The sequence below is a fragment of the Amycolatopsis melonis genome (assembly GCF_040064235.1).
GTDB classification, from domain to species: Bacteria; Actinomycetota; Actinomycetes; order Mycobacteriales; family Pseudonocardiaceae; genus Amycolatopsis; species Amycolatopsis melonis.
In genome coordinates, this window is the sequence record NZ_JBDZYD010000004.1 from 561181 (window position 1) to 577660 (window position 16480).

General features: G+C 70.0%; 11 protein-coding genes. All 11 read left to right on the forward strand.

The genetic code is table 11. The features are described 5' to 3' along the window. The first annotated feature begins 72 nt into the window (after positions 1-72). The 11 genes from ABJI51_RS13520 to mmsB all read left to right on the forward strand — a co-directional run bounded on the left by ABJI51_RS13520 (position 73) and on the right by mmsB (position 16407). Positions 73-1053 (forward strand): ABC transporter substrate-binding protein, encoded by a 981-nt coding sequence (locus ABJI51_RS13520; protein ID WP_348950670.1) that lies wholly within the window; start codon positions 73-75, stop codon positions 1051-1053. 181 nt (positions 1054-1234) lie between these two features. Next, positions 1235-2737 (forward strand): sugar ABC transporter ATP-binding protein, encoded by a 1503-nt coding sequence (locus ABJI51_RS13525; protein WP_348950861.1) that lies wholly within the window; start codon positions 1235-1237, stop codon positions 2735-2737. 5 nt (positions 2738-2742) lie between these two features. Then, entirely contained in the window at positions 2743-3777 is a 1035-nt protein-coding gene (locus tag ABJI51_RS13530) for an ABC transporter permease (RefSeq protein WP_431605608.1), read from the forward strand. Beyond that, positions 3774-4757: a galactofuranose ABC transporter, permease protein YjfF gene (gene yjfF, locus ABJI51_RS13535; protein WP_348950674.1), complete on the forward strand. Its 984-nt coding sequence runs from the start codon at positions 3774-3776 to the stop codon at positions 4755-4757. The genes ABJI51_RS13530 and yjfF overlap by 4 nt, the downstream gene beginning before the upstream one ends. Before the next feature lie 77 nt (positions 4758-4834). Then, positions 4835-8650, forward strand: coding sequence for a LamG-like jellyroll fold domain-containing protein (locus ABJI51_RS13540; protein ID WP_348950676.1), 3816 nt, complete (start codon positions 4835-4837; stop codon positions 8648-8650). A gap of 70 nt (positions 8651-8720) precedes the next feature. Continuing rightward, positions 8721-10361, forward strand: a complete 1641-nt coding sequence (gene araB / locus ABJI51_RS13545) for a ribulokinase (protein WP_348950678.1) — start codon at positions 8721-8723, stop codon at positions 10359-10361. Then, positions 10358-11035 carry an L-ribulose-5-phosphate 4-epimerase gene (locus tag ABJI51_RS13550; protein ID WP_348950680.1) on the forward strand — a complete coding sequence of 226 codons (678 nt, stop codon included), beginning with the start codon at positions 10358-10360 and terminating at the stop codon, positions 11033-11035. The genes araB and ABJI51_RS13550 overlap by 4 nt, the downstream gene beginning before the upstream one ends. Before the next feature lie 17 nt (positions 11036-11052). Further along, positions 11053-12552, forward strand: coding sequence for an L-arabinose isomerase (gene araA, locus ABJI51_RS13555; RefSeq protein WP_348950682.1), 1500 nt, complete (start codon positions 11053-11055; stop codon positions 12550-12552). A gap of 17 nt (positions 12553-12569) precedes the next feature. After that, complete coding sequence (gene chvE / locus ABJI51_RS13560; RefSeq protein WP_348950684.1) at positions 12570-13673, forward strand: multiple monosaccharide ABC transporter substrate-binding protein; 1104 nt, start codon at positions 12570-12572, stop codon at positions 13671-13673. Beyond that, entirely contained in the window at positions 13670-15190 is a 1521-nt protein-coding gene (gene mmsA, locus ABJI51_RS13565) for a multiple monosaccharide ABC transporter ATP-binding protein (RefSeq protein ID WP_348950686.1), read from the forward strand. Before chvE ends, mmsA begins: the two co-directional genes overlap by 4 nt. Continuing rightward, positions 15187-16407: a multiple monosaccharide ABC transporter permease gene (mmsB, locus tag ABJI51_RS13570; RefSeq protein ID WP_348950688.1), complete on the forward strand. Its 1221-nt coding sequence runs from the start codon at positions 15187-15189 to the stop codon at positions 16405-16407. The genes mmsA and mmsB overlap by 4 nt, the downstream gene beginning before the upstream one ends. Positions 16408-16480: the final 73 nt, after the last annotated feature.

Consider the following 16480-nt stretch of genomic DNA (forward strand, 5'->3'; position numbering starts at 1 on the left):
CTAACACGCATTTTTTGACAGATCCCCGAATTCCCCACAAGAGTTTTCCCACAGATCACCGTCGATCGAGGAGTGAACGTGCTGAAGAAGCGATGGGCCGCCGCGGCGGCCGCGGCGGCCGGACTCGTGCTGCTCACCGCCTGCGGGAGTGGCGGTTCGTCCGGCTCGTCCGGCGGGGCGATCACGCTCGGGTTCGCCCAGGTGGGCGCCGAGAGTGGCTGGCGGACGGCGAACACCAAGTCGATCCAGGAGTCGGCCAAGGCCGCCGGGATCGAGCTGAAGTTCTCCGACGCCCAGCAGAAGCAGGAGAACCAGATCTCCGCGATCCGCTCGTACATCCAGCAGAAGGTCAAGGTCATCGCCTTCTCGCCGGTCGTCGAGTCCGGCTGGGACACCGTGCTCAAGGAAGCCAAGACCGCCAACATCCCGGTCATCCTGACCGACCGCGCGATCGACTCGCCGGACAAGTCGCTCTACAAGACCTTCCTCGGCTCGGACTTCGTCGCCGAGGGCAAGAAGGCGGGGGAGTGGCTGACCAAGGAGTTCGCCTCCGCCACCGGCCAGGTGAACATCGTCGAGCTGCAGGGCACCACGGGCTCGGCGCCGGCCAACGACCGCAAGAAGGGCTTCGCCGACGTCATCGCGGCGGACCCGAAGTACAAGATCGTCGCGTCGCAGACCGGTGAGTTCACCCGCGCCAAGGGCAAGGAGGTCATGGAGGCCTTCCTGCACTCCCAGCCGAAGATCGACGTGCTCTACGCGCACAACGACGACATGGCCCTCGGTGCCATCGAGGCGATCGAGGCCGCGGGCAAGGTCCCGGGCAAGGACATCAAGATCGTCTCGGTCGACGGGGTCAAGGACGCGCTGCAGGCGCTGGCCGACGGCAAGATCAACCACGTCGTCGAGTGCAACCCGCTGCTCGGCCCGCAGCTGATGGACCTGGTCAAGAAGGTTGCCGCCGGCGAGCAGGTGCCCGCCCGCATCGAAACCCAGGAGACCGAGTTCGACCAGGCGTCGGCCAAGGCCGCCCTGCCGTCCCGCCAGTACTGAGCCTCGCCTTGCGGGTCGTGGGGGGGGGGCACCCGTCGCTCAAAACTAAGCCAGCCACACCCCCCGGGGCCGCCCGGGGGGGGGGGGTGTGCCCCCCCCCCCCCCCGAACACCCCCCCCCCCCCCCCCCCCCACCCCCGCGACCCACCCCGGAGCACAGCACAATGCCTGAACCGCAGCCCATGGTGCGGATGAGCGGTATCCGCAAGGAGTTCCCCGGCGTCCTCGCCCTCGACGGGGTCGGCTTCCGGATGTTCCCCGGCGAAGTCCACGCCCTGATGGGCGAGAACGGCGCCGGGAAGTCCACCCTCATCAAGGTGCTGACCGGCGTGTACGGGGTGGACGCGGGCACGATCGAGCTGAACGGCGAGCAGGTCGCCTTCAGCGGGCCCGGCGAGGCCCAGCAGGCCGGCATCAGCACGGTCTACCAGGAAGTCAACCTGTGCCCGAACCTGTCCGTGGCGGAGAACGTCTGCCTCGGGCGGGAACCCCGCCGCTTCGGCCGCATCCAGTGGGGCCCGATGCGGCGGCGGGCCGAAGAACTGCTGGCCCGGCTGGACGTCCACGTGGACGTCTCGGCCGAGCTGACCAGCTGCTCCATCGCGGTGCAGCAGCTGGTCGCGATCGCCCGCGCGCTCGACGTCGACGCGCGGGTCCTCGTCCTCGACGAGCCGACGTCCAGTTTGGACGCCGGCGAGGTCGAGCAGCTGCTGAAGGTCGTCCGGTCGCTGCGCGAGGCCGGGATGGCGATCCTGTTCGTCTCCCACTTCATCGACCAGGTCTTCGCCATCGCCGACCGGATGACCGTGCTGCGCAACGGAAAGCTGATCGGGGAGTACCGCACCGCGGAGATCACCCCGGTCGAGCTGGTCACCAAGATGATCGGCAAGGAGCTCGAGGTCCTGGAGGACCTGGAGGACTCCGGGCCGTCGCGTGCCGAGGTCGCCGGCGCACCCGTGCTGCTGAGCGCCGAAGACCTCGGCCGCAAGGGCGGCGTCGCGCCGTTCAGCCTCGACATCCACGCCGGCGAAGTCGTCGGCCTGGCCGGGCTGCTCGGTTCCGGGCGCACCGAACTCGCCCGCCTGCTCTTCGGCGCCGACCACGCCGACAGCGGCACGGTGAAGGTCGACGGCGAGACCACTTCGCTGCGCACGCCGCGGGCCGGGCTGGACCACAAGATCGCGTTCCTGTCGGAGAACCGCAAGGCCGAAGGCCTGGTCGAGGAACTGACCGTGCGCGAGAACATCGTGCTGGCGCTGCAGGCCGCCCGCGGCTGGGCACGGCCGCTGTCGCGCCGCCGCCAGGACGAGATCGCCGAGAAGTACATCAAGGCACTCGACATCCGGCCCGCCAACCCCGAAGCGCTGGTGGGCAACCTGTCCGGCGGCAACCAGCAGAAGGTGCTGCTGGCCCGGTGGCTGATCACCGAGCCGCGGCTGCTGATCCTCGACGAGCCGACCCGCGGCATCGACATCGGCGCCAAGACGGAGATCCAGCGGCTGGTCACCCAGCTCTCAGGCGAGGGCATGGCCGTCGTGTACATCTCCGCCGAACTGGAGGAGGTCCTGCGGCTGAGCCACCGCGTCGTGGTGCTGCGCGACCGGAAGGTGGTGGCGCAGCGGGACAACCAGGCGCTCACCGCCGACGACATCATGGCCACGATGGCCGAGGGGGTGCAGGCGTGAAAGCCTTGACGAAACAGCGGCTCTTCTGGCCCGTCGTGGCCCTGCTGGTGCTGTTGCTGGGCGACCTGATCACCAGCCCGTCGTTCTTCAAGATCGAGCTGCGCGACGGGCACTTCTACGGCAACCTCGTCGACATCCTCAAGAACGGCGCCCCGCTGATCCTCATCGCGATCGGCATGACGCTGGTGATCGCCACCCGCGGCATCGACCTGTCGGTCGGCGCGGTCGTGGCGATCAGCGGGTCGCTCGCCTGCCTGTGGATCAGCGACAACCCCGACGGCGCAGGCACCACGCTGGTCGCGTTCGGCCTGGCGCTCGGCCTCTCGCTGCTGCTCGGGGTGTGGAACGGCTGGCTCGTCGCGGCACTGGGCATCCAGCCGATCATCGCCACCCTGATCCTCATGGTCGCCGGCCGCGGCATCGCGCAGCTGATCAGCGGCGGGCAGATCATCACCGTCAACTCCCACTCGTTCGAGTGGATCGGCAGCGGGTTCCTGTTCACGGTGCCCAGCGCCATCCTGATCGCGCTGGCGGTGTTCGTGCTCGCTTCCGTGCTGGTCCGCCGCTCCGCGCTCGGCCTGCTCGTCGAGGCCGTGGGCGGCAACCCCGAGGCCAGCAGGCTGGCCGGGCTCCGCTCGGCGCGGCTGACCTGGCTCGTCTACGTCTTCTGCGCGCTGTGCGCGGGCATCGCCGGGCTGATGATCAGCGCGAACGTGCACAGCGCCGACGCCAACCACGCCGGCCTGTTCATCGAGCTCGACGCGATCCTCGCGGTCGTCGTCGGGGGCACCCAGCTGACCGGCGGCCGGTTCTCCCTCGGCGGCTCGGTGATCGGCGCGCTGCTCATCCAGACGCTCACCACCACCGTCAACGCGCTGGGCATCCCGCCGGAGTCGATCATGCTGTTCAAGGCCATCGTCGTGCTGGTGGTGTGCCTGCTGCTGTCGCCTGCCTTCCGCCGCCGGTTCCGCCGCCGCGGCGCCCGCCCGGTCACCCCGGCGCCCACCCCCGCTCCGGAGAAGGTCGAGGTCACCGCATGACCACCCTCGCCCGCGTCAAGGGCTACCGGCCGCAGCAGCGGCACGTGCCGATCCTCGCGACGATGGCGCTGCTGATCGCCGCGTACGTGTTCGGCGCGGTCCAGTACGAGGCCTTCGGGTCCGGGCAGGTCATCCTCGACCTGTTCATCAACAACGCCTTCCTGCTCGTGGTCGCGGTCGGCATGACGTTCGTGATCCTCACCGGCGGCATCGACCTGTCGGTCGGGTCGGTGGTCGCGCTGTCCACCGTGATCTCCGGCGACCTGATGCAGAAGCACGGCTGGCCGGCGTACGCGGCGATCGCCGTGGTGCTGGTGGTCGGCGCGGTGCTGGGCGCCGGGATGGGCGCGCTGATCCACTTCTTCGAGATCCAGCCGTTCATCGCGACGCTGATCGGGATGTTCTTCGCCCGCGGCCTCTGCTACACGATCACCACCGAGGCCTACTCGATCGACAACCCGACGATCGCCACCCTCGCCCAGACGCAGATCCCGCTCGGGCCCGAGCTGCACATCTCGATCAGCGTGGTCATCGCGCTGGTCGTGGTCGCCGCCGCGGTCTACGTCCTGGCGTTCACGCGGTTCGGCCGCACGGTGTACTCGATCGGCGGCAACGCCCAGTCCGCGATGCTGATGGGCCTCAAGACCGGCCGCACGAAGATCCTCGTGTACACGATCAGCGGCTTCTGCTCGGCGCTCGGCGGCCTGCTGCTGGTGCTGTACAAGTCCTCCGGCGACCCGCTCAACGGCGTCGGCCTGGAACTGACCGCGATCGCCGCGGTGGTCATCGGCGGCACCATCCTCACCGGCGGGTCCGGCTACGTGCTGGGCACCGTGCTCGGGATCATGGTGCTGGGCATCATCCAGACGCTGATCACCTTCGACGGCACCCTCAACTCCTGGTGGACCTCGATCATCACCGGGGCACTCCTGTTCGTCTTCATCGTCCTGCAACGCCTCGTAACCCGCCGACCCCGCTAGCGCGAAGGCGCCACTTTCACGTGAAAGTGGCGCCTTCGCTCCCCAGTTTTGTGAGCGCTAACGCTCGAAGGAGAGCCATGCCCCACAGATTCCGGCGCCCACTGGCCGTGCTCGCGGCCGTGACGTTGTTGTCCGCCCTGCCCGTGACCGCCGCCTCGGCCGCCGACGCCGACCCGGCGCTCGCGGGCCACTGGGCGTTCGACGACGGCAGCGGGACGACCGCCGCCGACACCGCAGGCAGCCACCCGGCGACGCTGAACGGCGGTGCGGGCTGGGGCCCCGGCATCCGCGGCGGCGCACTGACCACCGACGGCGCGGGCGGATTCGCCGACGCCGGCGCGCCGGTGCTGGACACCACCAAGAGCTTCTCCGTCAGCAGCTGGGTCAAGCTGGACAGGACCTCGGGCTACCAGACGTTCGTGAGCGTCGACGGCACCCAGGTCAGCAACTTCTTCCTGCAGTTCCGCGACGACTCCCGCCGGTTCGCCTTCACCCGGCTGGGCGGCGACGCCTCGACCGACGGCGTCGTCGCGGGCGCGAACTTCGACCCCGTCGCCGGCCAGTGGTACCAGCTGACCGGCGTGTACGACGCGACGGCGTCGACGCTGTCGTTGTACGTCGACGGCACCCGCCAGGCCACCGTCGCCGCGCCCACGGCGTGGGCGGGCACCGGCCACCTGGTGATCGGCCGCGGCAAGTACGGCGGCAACCCGGTGGACTTCGTCGACGGCTCGATCGACGACGTCCGCGCCTACTCCGGCGCGCTGACCGGTGCCGACGCCGCCCGCCTGGCCATCGCCGGCCACTGGCGCCTCGACGAAGGCACCGGCACCACCACGGCCGACGACTCCCTCGACACCCGCACCGGCACCCTCACCGGCGGCGCGGCCTGGGGTGACGGCGTCGTGGGCCCGCACGGCGTCGCCCTGAACGGCACCGACGCCGCGGTCGACGTTCCGGCCCCGGTCGTCGACACCGCGCAGAGCTTCTCGGTCTCGGCGTGGGTCAAGCCGTCCGCGGCCACCGGCTTCCGCACCGCGGTGAGCATCGACGGCTCGACGATCAGCGGCTTCTACCTCCAGCGTGCCGCCGACGGCCGCTTCGCCTTCACGCGCCGCGCGGGCGACGGCGACACCGCGTCGTCCTCGGCGGTCTCGACGCTGCCCGCGCAGGCCGACCAGTGGCAGCACCTCGTCGGCGTCTACAACCGCGCCGCCGGCACGCTTTCCCTGTACGTCAACGGAACCCTGCAGCAGAGCGTCCCGTTCACCTCGCCGTGGACCGCGAGCGGGCACCTGGAGATCGGGCGCGGCAAGTGGGCGGGCAGCCCCGCCGACTGGTTCGCCGGGGGCGTCGACGACGTCCGCGCGTACCCGACGCCGCTGACCGCCTCCGCCGTCGCGGCACTGGCCGCGAGCGGTTCGTGGCACTTCGACGAGGGCGCGGGCACGATCGCCCGTGACGCTTCGGCGAACGCCGCGGACGGCACGCTGAAGGGCGCCACCTGGACCGCGGGTGCGGCGGGCAAGGCCGTCGAATTCGACGGCAAGTCCACTGTGGACATGGGCACCGCGCCCGCGTTCGACACCGGCACCGGCTCGCTGTCGCTCACCGCGTGGTTCCGCACCACCGGATCCGGCACCCTGGCCGGCCACGGCGACGGCTACGCCCTCGGCGTGACCGGCGGCAAGCTCACCGCCCGCGTCGGCACCATCCAGGTGACCACCAACGGCGGCGGCCTCGCCGACGGCAACTGGCACCACGCCGCCCTGGTCCTCGACCGCGCTTCGCAGCGCCTGACCGTCTACGCCGACGGCGACGCGTCCGCGGTCACCAGCACCTGCGGCACGCCGACCGGTACGACGCTGGACGTCTCCGCCTGCCCGGCCTCGGGCACCGCGGCGGCGCCGTTCACCGTCGGCTCCGGCTTCACCGGCGCCGTCGACGAGGTCGAGCTGCGCCGCTTCCCGCTCAGCGCGGCCCAGATCGGCACCCTCGCCGGGGCCAACCAGCTCGCCGTCGACGCCAACGTCGTGCGCGCCAACACCCGGCCGACCACCTACGGCTCGATCCTCGAAGACATCAGCCACTCCGTCGAGGGCGGCCTCTACGCCGAGCTGGTCCGCAACCGGACCTTCAAGGAGGCCTACCAGCGCGGCAGCGGCGCGGGCGACACCCCGGTGCCGTACTGGTCGCTGCTCGCCTCGCCGGGTGCCACCGGTACGTACGCGATCGACACCGCGACGCCGCTGAACACCGCGCTCGACCGCTCGCTGAAGCTGCACGCGGACACCGTCCCGGCCGCCGGCCGGATCGCCGCGGCCAACGTCGGCTACTACGGCGTCGCCGCGAAGCCGTCCACCAAGTACACCGGCAGCTTCTTCGCCAAGGGCACCTGGACCGGCGGCATCCGCGTCAGCCTGGAGAAGCCGGACGGCACCGTGCTGGCGAGCAAGGACGTCCAGCCGGTCGGGCCCGCCTGGGCGCAGCAGACGTTCAGCTTCACCACGCCGTCGACCATCACGAGCTCCACGGACAACCGGATCGTCGTCTCGCTGGTCAACAAGGGCCGCACGGCGCTGAGCGGCGACGCCTGGTTCCAGCAGATCTCGCTCTTCCCGCCGACCTTCAAGAACCGGCCCAACGGCGTCCGCGCCGACCTCGGGCAGAAGCTCGCGGCGATGAAGCTCGGCCTGTTCCGCGTCCCGGGCGGCAACTACCTGGAGGGCAACACCCTCGACACCCGGTTCGCGTGGAAGAACACCATCGGCCCGCTGGAGCAGCGGCCCGGCCACCAGAACACCGCGTGGGGCTACTGGTCCACCGACGGCTTCGGCATCCTCGACTACCTCAAGCTCGCCGAGGACATCGGGGCCCAGCCGCTGCTCGCGCTGTTCGCCGGCTACACCCTCAACGGCCAGCACGTCGACCAGGCGGACTACCCGCAGTACGTCCAGGAAGCCCTCGACGAGATCGAGTACGCCATCGGCGACGCCTCGACGACGTGGGGCGCCAAGCGGATCGCCGACGGCCACCCCGCGCCGTTCGACCTGCACTACGTCGAGGTCGGCAACGAGGACTGGTTCGACAACTCGGGCAGCTACGCCTGGCGCTACACGGACATGTACAACGCCATCAAGGCGAAGTACCCGCAGCTGACCGTCGTCGCGACGACCGGCGGCCTGCAGGGCGGGGCGGCGTCGAACACGCCGGGCATGCGGCCGGACGCCGCGGACGACCACTACTACCAGTCGCCGCAGTGGTTCACCGACAACTCCACCCGCTACGACACCGCCGACCGCTCCGGCCCGGAGATCCTCGTCGGTGAATACGGTGCCCAGGACGGCAGGCCCACCGGTACCCTGGCCGCCGCCATCGGCGAGGCCGCGTTCCTCACCGGGCTGGAACGCAACAGCGACATCGTCATCGGCTCGATGTACGCGCCGGTGCTGGTGCACGAGAACCAGTCCAACTGGCCGGTCAACCTGATCGGCCTCGACGCCGGCAGCAGCTACGGCTCGCCGTCGTACTGGGTGCAGCAGATGTTCTCCAGCACGCTCGGCAAGCAGATCGTGACCAGCCGCCTCAACCAGGGCAGCCCGCTGCGCCAGGTGGTCAACGTGACCACCAAGAACGGAAGGAAGACGTTCACGGTCAAGCTCGTCAACCCGACTTCGCAGGTGCAGACCGCACGGCTGGCGCTCACCGGCGTCACCGCGGTGGACGGCACCGGCACGCTCACCACGCTCACCGGCGACCCGGCGGCACGCAACAGCCTCGCCACGCCGACCGCCATCGTGCCGCAGACCAGGGAGATCACCGGGCTGGCCGCGACGTCGAAGCTGACGCTGCCCGCCAACTCGGTGACCGTCCTGGTGCTCACCGGCCGCTAGAACCCCGGGGCGCGGCGCGCGACCGCCGCCCGCGCCGCGCCCCGGTCACCAATTCAGGAGGGAGGACACCGTGGGAGAACCACTCACCGTCGGCGTCGACTACGGCACGCTGTCGGGCCGCGCGGTGGTCGTGCGGGTCCGTGACGGAGCGGAACTGGGTTCCGCCGTCTTCGAGTATCCGCACGGGGTGCTCGACGACACGCTGCCGGCCACCGGCCGCGCGCTGCCGCCGGACTGGGCACTGCAGGTGCCCGCGGACTACGTCGGAGTGCTCCGCAACGCCGTACCGGCGGCGCTGCGGGACGCCGGCGTCGACGCGGTCGACGTCATCGGCATCGCCACCGACTTCACCGCGTGCACGATGGTGCCGACGACCGCGGACGGCACGCCGCTGTGCGAGCTGCCGGAGTTCGAAGGCAACCCGCACGCGTACGTGAAGCTGTGGAAGCACCACTCGGCGCAGCCGCAGGCCGACCGCATCAACGAGCTGGCCCGCCGGCGTGGCGAGAAGTGGCTGCCGCGCTACGGCGGCCTGATCTCCTCGGAGTGGGAGTTCGCCAAGGGACTCCAGCTGCTCGAAGAGGCACCCGAGGTGTACGCCGCGATGCGGCACTGGGTCGAGGCGGCGGACTGGATCGTCTGGCAGCTCACCGGGACCTACGTCCGCAACGCCTGCACCGCCGGCTACAAGGGCATCCTGCAGGACGGCCAGTACCCCAGCCGCGACTTCCTGCGCGAGCTGGCGCCCGGCTTCGAGTCGTTCGTCGCCGACAAGCTGGAGCACCCGCTGGGCCAGTTGGGTTCGCGGGCCGGGTCGCTCTCGGCGCAGGCCGCGGCCTGGACCGGGCTGCCCGAAGGCATCGCGGTCGCGGTCGGCAACGTCGACGCGCACGTCACCGCGCCCGCCGCCCAGGCCGTCGAGCCCGGGCAGATGGTGGCGATCATGGGCACCTCGACGTGCCACGTGATGAACGGCGCCGAGCTGCACGAGGTCCCCGGCATGTGCGGGGTCGTCGAAGGCGGGATCGTGCCCGGCCTGTGGGGCTACGAGGCGGGCCAGAGCGGGGTCGGCGACATCTTCGGCTGGTTCGTCGAGCACAACGTCCCGGGTTCCTACGAGGGGCACGAGCACCTGACCCGGCTGGCCGCCCAGCAGGAGATCGGCGAGCACGGCCTGGTCGCCCTCGACTGGCACAGCGGCAACCGGTCGGTTCTGGTCGACCACGAGCTGTCCGGCGTCATCGTCGGGCAGACCCTCGCCACGCGTCCCCAGGACATCTACCGCGCGCTGCTGGAGGCGACCGCGTTCGGCACGCGGAAGATCATCGAGACCTTCAACGCCGCCGGCGTCCCGGTCACCGAGCTGATCATCGCCGGCGGGCTGATGAAGAACTCGCTGCTCATGCAGATCTACGCCGACGTCACCAACCTGCCGCTGTCGGTGATCGGCTCGGCACAGGGCCCGGCGCTCGGCTCGGCCATCCACGCGGCCGTCGCCGCCGGGGCCTACCCGGACGTCCGCGTGGCCGCCGCGGCGATGGGCTCGGTCGAACGCGCGGTGTACCGGCCGGTGCCCGCGCACGTCGCCGCCTACGACGAGCTGTACGCCGAATACACGACCCTGCACGACTACTTCGGCCGGGGCGGCAACGACGTCATGCACCGCCTGGCGGCCCGCCGCCGCGCCGTCGCGAAAGGACAGTCCTCATGACGCTGACCGGTGAAGTCCTCGACACCGTCGCCGAGCTGCGGGCGACAGTGGCGAAGCTGCACGGCGAGCTGACCCGCAACGCGCTGGTCATCTGGACCGCGGGCAACGTCTCGGCCCGCGTGCCGGGGCGGGACCTGATGGTCATCAAGCCGTCGGGCGTGTCCTACGACGACCTGTCCGCCGACACCATGGTCGTCACCGACCTGCACGGCGAACTGGTCGAAGGGGAGCTGGCGCCGTCGTCCGACACCGCCGCGCACGCGTACGTCTACCGGCACATGCCGGAGATCGGCGGGGTCGTGCACACGCACTCGACCTACGCCACGGCGTGGGCCGCGCGCGGCGAGCCGATCCCGTGCGTGCTGACGATGATCGCCGACGAGTTCGGCGGCGAGATCCCGGTCGGCCCGTTCGCCCTGATCGGCGACGACTCCATCGGCCGCGGCATCGTCGAAACGCTTCGCTCCAGCCGCTCGCCCGCGGTGCTCATGCGCAACCACGGCCCGTTCACCGTCGGCCGCACCGCCCGCGACGCGGTCAAGGCCGCGGTGATGGTCGAGGACGTCGCCCGCACCGTGCACAAGGCCTTCGAGCTCGGCACGCCCGAACCCCTGCCGCCCGAGGACGTCGACCGGCTCTACGCCCGGTACCAGAACGTCTACGGCCAGCACTGACTTCCCCAAGGAGAACGATGACGCGCGCGTCGAAACCCCAGGTCTGGTTCCTCACCGGGAGCCAGGGCCTCTACGGCGAGGAGACCCTCGAGCAGGTCGCCGGCCAGTCCCTGCGCATCCAGCAGCTGCTGGCCGCCTCCGGCGGGCTGCCCGCCGAGATCGTCGGCAAGCCGGTGCTGACCGAGGCCTCGGCCATCCGCCGGGTGCTGCAGGAAGCCAACACCGACGCCGACTGCGTCGGCGTGATCGCGTGGATGCACACCTTCTCACCCGCGAAGATGTGGATCACCGGCCTGGACGCCCTGCGCAAGCCGCTGCTGCACCTGCACACCCAGCTCAACGAAGCCCTGCCGTGGGCGACCATCGACATGGACTTCATGAACCTCAACCAGGCCGCCCACGGCGACCGGGAGTTCGGGTTCGTCCAGACGCGGCTGGGCGTGCCGCGCAAGACCGTGGCCGGCCACGTCTCCGACCCGTCCGTCGTCGCGCGCATCGACGCGTGGATGCGCGCCGCGATCGGCGCCGACCACCTGCGCAACCTGCGGCTGGCCCGGTTCGGCGACAACATGCGCGACGTCGCGGTCACCGAAGGCGACAAGGTCGAGGCCGAGCTGCGGTTCGGCGTCTCGGTCAACACCTACGGTGTCAACGAACTCGTTGAGCAGGTCGACGCCGTGTCCGATGTGGACGATCTCGTCGCGGCCTACGCCGAGAGCTACGCGGTCGTGCCGGACCTGGCGGCCGGGGGAGCGCGGCACGAGTCGCTGCGGTACGCGGCGAAGATCGAGGCCGGGCTGCGGAAGTTCCTCACCGACGGCGGGTTCGGCGCCTTCACCACGAACTTCGAGGACCTCGGCGGGCTGCGCCAGCTGCCCGGCCTGGCCGTGCAGCGGCTGATGGCCGAGGGCTACGGCTTCGGCGGCGAAGGCGACTGGAAGACCTCGGCGCTGCTGGCCGCAGTCAAGGCGATGAGCGTGGGCCGCGACCGCGGCACGTCCTTCATGGAGGACTACACCTACCACTTCGGGCCCGGCACGCCGAAGATCCTCGGCGCGCACATGCTGGAGGTCTGCCCGAGCATCGCCGCCGAGAAGCCGTCGTGCGAGATCCACGCACTCGGCATCGGCGGCCGCGAGGACCCGGTCCGGCTGGTGTTCGACGCCGCGCCCGGCCCCGGCGTCGTGCTCGGCCTGGTCGACCTCGGCGACCGCTTCCGGCTGGTGGCCAACGAGATCGAGGTCGTCGCGCCGGACGAGCCGCTGCCGAACCTGCCGGTCGCGCGGGCGGTGTGGGAGCCGAAGCCGTCGCTGGCCACCTCGGCCGAGTCGTGGATCACCGCGGGCGGCCCGCACCACACCGTGCTCACCCAGGCCGTCGGCACCGAGACGCTGCGCGACTTCGCGAACCTGCTCGGCGTCGAACTGCTCGTCATCGACCAGGACACGACCCCGCACGACTTCGCCGACCGCATCCGCTGGAACCAGGCGTACTACCGACTCTCCCAGGGCTTCTGAGAAAGGAAGAAGGAACAATGAAGTTCACCAGAGGAATCGCGGCGCTGGCGGCCGCGGGGCTCGCGCTCACGCTCTCGGCGTGCGGCTCGAGCCAGAAGACCGCGGACCAGACGGCGGCCCCCGGCGCCGACGCGGCCGGCGCGCTGGTCGGCGTCACCATGCCGACGAAGTCGTCGGAGCGCTGGATCCACGACGGCGACAACATCAAGGCCGCACTGGAGAAGCTCGGCTACAAGGTCGACCTGCAGTACGCCGAGAACGACATCCCCACCCAGGTGAACCAGATCGAGAACCAGATCACCAAGGGCGCCAAGCTGCTGGTGATCGCCTCGATCGACGGCACCGCGATCACCACGCAGCTGCAGGAGGCGGCCGACAAGAAGATCCCGGTCATCGCCTACGACCGGCTGATCCGCAACTCGCCCAACGTTGACTACTACGCCACCTTCGACAACTTCAAGGTCGGCGTCGAGCAGGCGAACTCGCTGGTCAAGGGCCTGGGCAACGGGCCGGGGCCGTTCAACATCGAGCTGTTCGCCGGTTCGCCGGACGACAACAACGCGACGTTCTTCTTCAACGGCGCGATGTCGGTGCTCAAGCCCCTGATGGACAGCGGCAAGCTGGTCGTCAAGAGCGGCCAGACCGACTTCGCCCGCGCGGCCATCCTGCGCTGGGACCCGGCCACCGCGCAGCGGCGCATGGAGGACCTGCTCACCAAGACCTACACCGGTGGCGCGAAGGTCCAGGGCGTGCTCTCGCCGTACGACGGCCTGTCCATCGGCATCCTCTCGGCGCTGAAGAGCAACGGCTACGGCACCGCCGGCCAGCCGTACCCGATCGTCACCGGCCAGGACGCCGAGGTCGCCTCGGTCAAGTCGATCATCGCCGGTGAGCAGTACTCGACGATCTTCAAGGACACCCGCAAGCTCGCCGACACCACCGTCAAGATGGCCGACGCGGTGCTCAAGGGCGGCAAGCCCGAGGTCAACAACACCAAGGACTACGACAACGGCAAGAAGGTCGTCCCGTCCTACCTGCTGCAGCCGGTCACCGTGGACAAGACCAACTACCAGAAGGAACTCGTCGACTCGGGCTACTACACGGCAGGTCAGCTGAAATGACCGAACTGCTCGGCATGCGCGGGATCACCAAGACCTTCCCCGGGGTCAAGGCGCTGTCCGACGTCAATCTTTCCGTGCGCCGCGGGGAAATCCACGCGATCTGCGGGGAGAACGGCGCCGGGAAGTCCACCCTGATGAAGGTGCTCTCGGGCGTCTACCCGCACGGGAGCTACGACGGCGAGATCACCTTCGACGGGCAGCGGTGCGAGTTCGGGTCGGTGCGCGACAGCGAACGGCGCGGGATCGTGATCATCCACCAGGAACTCGCGCTGTGCGGCCAGTTGTCGATCGCGGAGAACATCTTCCTCGGCAACGAACGGCAGAAGCGGGGCTGGATCGACTGGAACCGCACCAACCACGAGGCCGACGCGCTGCTGCGGCGCGTCGGCCTCGCCGAAAACGCCACGCGGGCGGTGCAGGAACTCGGTGTCGGCAAGCAGCAGCTCGTCGAGATCGCCAAGGCACTGTCCAAAGAGGTCAAGCTGCTGATCCTCGACGAGCCGACCGCCGCGCTCAACGACGACGACTCGGCCCACCTGCTCGAGCTGCTGCGCGGGCTGCGGGACGACGGCGTCACGTGCGTGATCATCTCGCACAAGCTGGGCGAGGTGACCGCGATCGCCGACACCGTCACCATCCTGCGTGACGGCAAGACGATCGAGACGCTCGACGCCGCGGGGCTGACCGAGGAGCGGATCATCACCGGCATGGTCGGCCGCGACCTCGAGCACCGGTTCCCGCCGCGGGAGCCGCAGATCGGCGAAGAGGTGCTGCGGATCGAGGACTGGACCGTGCACAGCCCCACCCAGGCCGGGCGGGTCGTGGTCGACCACGCGTCGCTGTCGCTGCGGCGCGGGGAGATCGTCGGCCTGGCCGGCCTGATGGGCGCCGGCCGCACGGAGCTGGCGATGAGCGTGTTCGGCCGGACCTACGGCAAGGACATCTCCGGGCGGATCATCAAGCACGGCAAGGAGATCGAGATCCGGTCGGTGCAGGACGCCGTCCGGCACGGCATCGCCTACGCCACCGAGGACCGCAAGCGCTACGGCCTCAACCTGATCGAGGACATCCAGCGCAACGTGTCCGCGGCCGGGCTGGGCAAGCTGGCCCGGCGCGGCTGGGTCAACGAGCACGCCGAGCACGACACGGCCAACCGGTTCCGCCGCGACCTGCGGATCAAGGCGCCGAGCGTGCAGAGCGTGACCGGGAAGCTCTCCGGCGGCAACCAGCAGAAGGTCGTGCTGGCCAAGTGGATCTTCACCGACCCGGAGGTGCTGATCCTCGACGAGCCGACCCGCGGCATCGACGTCGGCGCGAAGTTCGAGATCTATTCGATCATCAACGACCTGGCCGCGCAGGGGAAGGCGGTGCTGGTCATCTCCTCCGAGCTGCCGGAACTGCTCGGGCTCTGCGACCGGATCTACGCGCTGTCGGCGGGCCGGATCACCGGTGAGGCCAAGCGCGAAGAAGCCACCCAGGAACTGCTGATGCAGTACATGACTAAGGAACGGGAATGACCACGACCGAAGCGCGGCCCGACGCGCCCCCGGTTGAGCGCTCCACGCGGAGGATCTCGATCAACCCGCGCCAGAGCGGCATCTACGTCGCGTTCGCGCTGATCGTGGTGCTGTTCGAGGTGCTCACCGGTGGCGCGCTGCTGGAACCGCAGAACATCTCCAACATCATCGTGCAGAACAGCTACGTGCTGATCCTCGCGATCGGGATGATCCTGGTGATCATCTCCGGGCACATCGACCTGTCCGCGGGCTCGGTCGTCGCGATGACCGGCGCGGTGTCGGCGGTGCTGATGGTGAACTCGCAGATGCCGTGGTTCTGGGCGGTGCTGATCACCCTCGCCGTCGGCGCGGTGATCGGCGCGTGGCAGGGCTACTGGGTGGCCTACTTCGGCATCCCGGCGTTCATCGTGACCCTCGCCGGCATGCTGGCGTTCCGCGCGCTGACGCTGACCGTGCTGGGCAACCAGGGCATCGGCCCGTTCCCGGACGCGATCCGCACGCTGTCCAACGGCTTCACCGACGGCTACCTCGGCAACATCGGCCTCGGCCCGCTCGGCGGCGCCGACCTGGTGTCGCTGCTGGCGGGCGTGGCCGCGGTGGCCGGAATCGTGTTCACGCAGTGGCGCAAGCGGATGGGCAGGCTGGGCTACGGCCAAGACGTCGACCCGTTCCCGGTCTTCGTGCTCAAGCTCGCCGGGATCGCGGTGCTGGTGATGGCGCTGGTCGTGCAGCTGGCGCGGTTCAAGAACCTGCCGTGGGTGCTCATCCTGCTGGCGGCGCTGGTACTGGGCTACTCGCTGGTGGCGGGCAAGTCGGTGTTCGGGCGGCACATCTACGCCGTCGGCGGCAACCTGCAGGCCGCGACGCTCTCGGGCGTCAAGGTCAAGCAGGTGACGTTCTGGATCTTCGTCAACATGGGCGTGCTGGCCGCACTGGCCGGCATCATCTTCGCCGGGCGGCTCAACCAGGCGGGCCCGACGGCAGGCGTCAACTTCGAGCTGGACGCGATTGCGGCGGCGTTCATCGGCGGCGCGGCCGTCCAGGGCGGCGTCGGCAAGGTGGTCGGCGCGATCACCGGCGGCCTGATCATGGCGGTGATCAACAACGGCATGTCGCTGATCGGCGCGCCGAGCGAGCGGGTCATGCTCGTCAAGGGCGTCGTGCTGCTGGCCGCGGTGGCCTACGACATCTGGACGAAACGCCGCGCGGCTTCCTGAGCCCGCCGGTCCGGCAAGGGGCCTTTCCCGCAGTGCGGGGAAGGCCCCTTGCCCGTTCGACGAATTGTTTCCT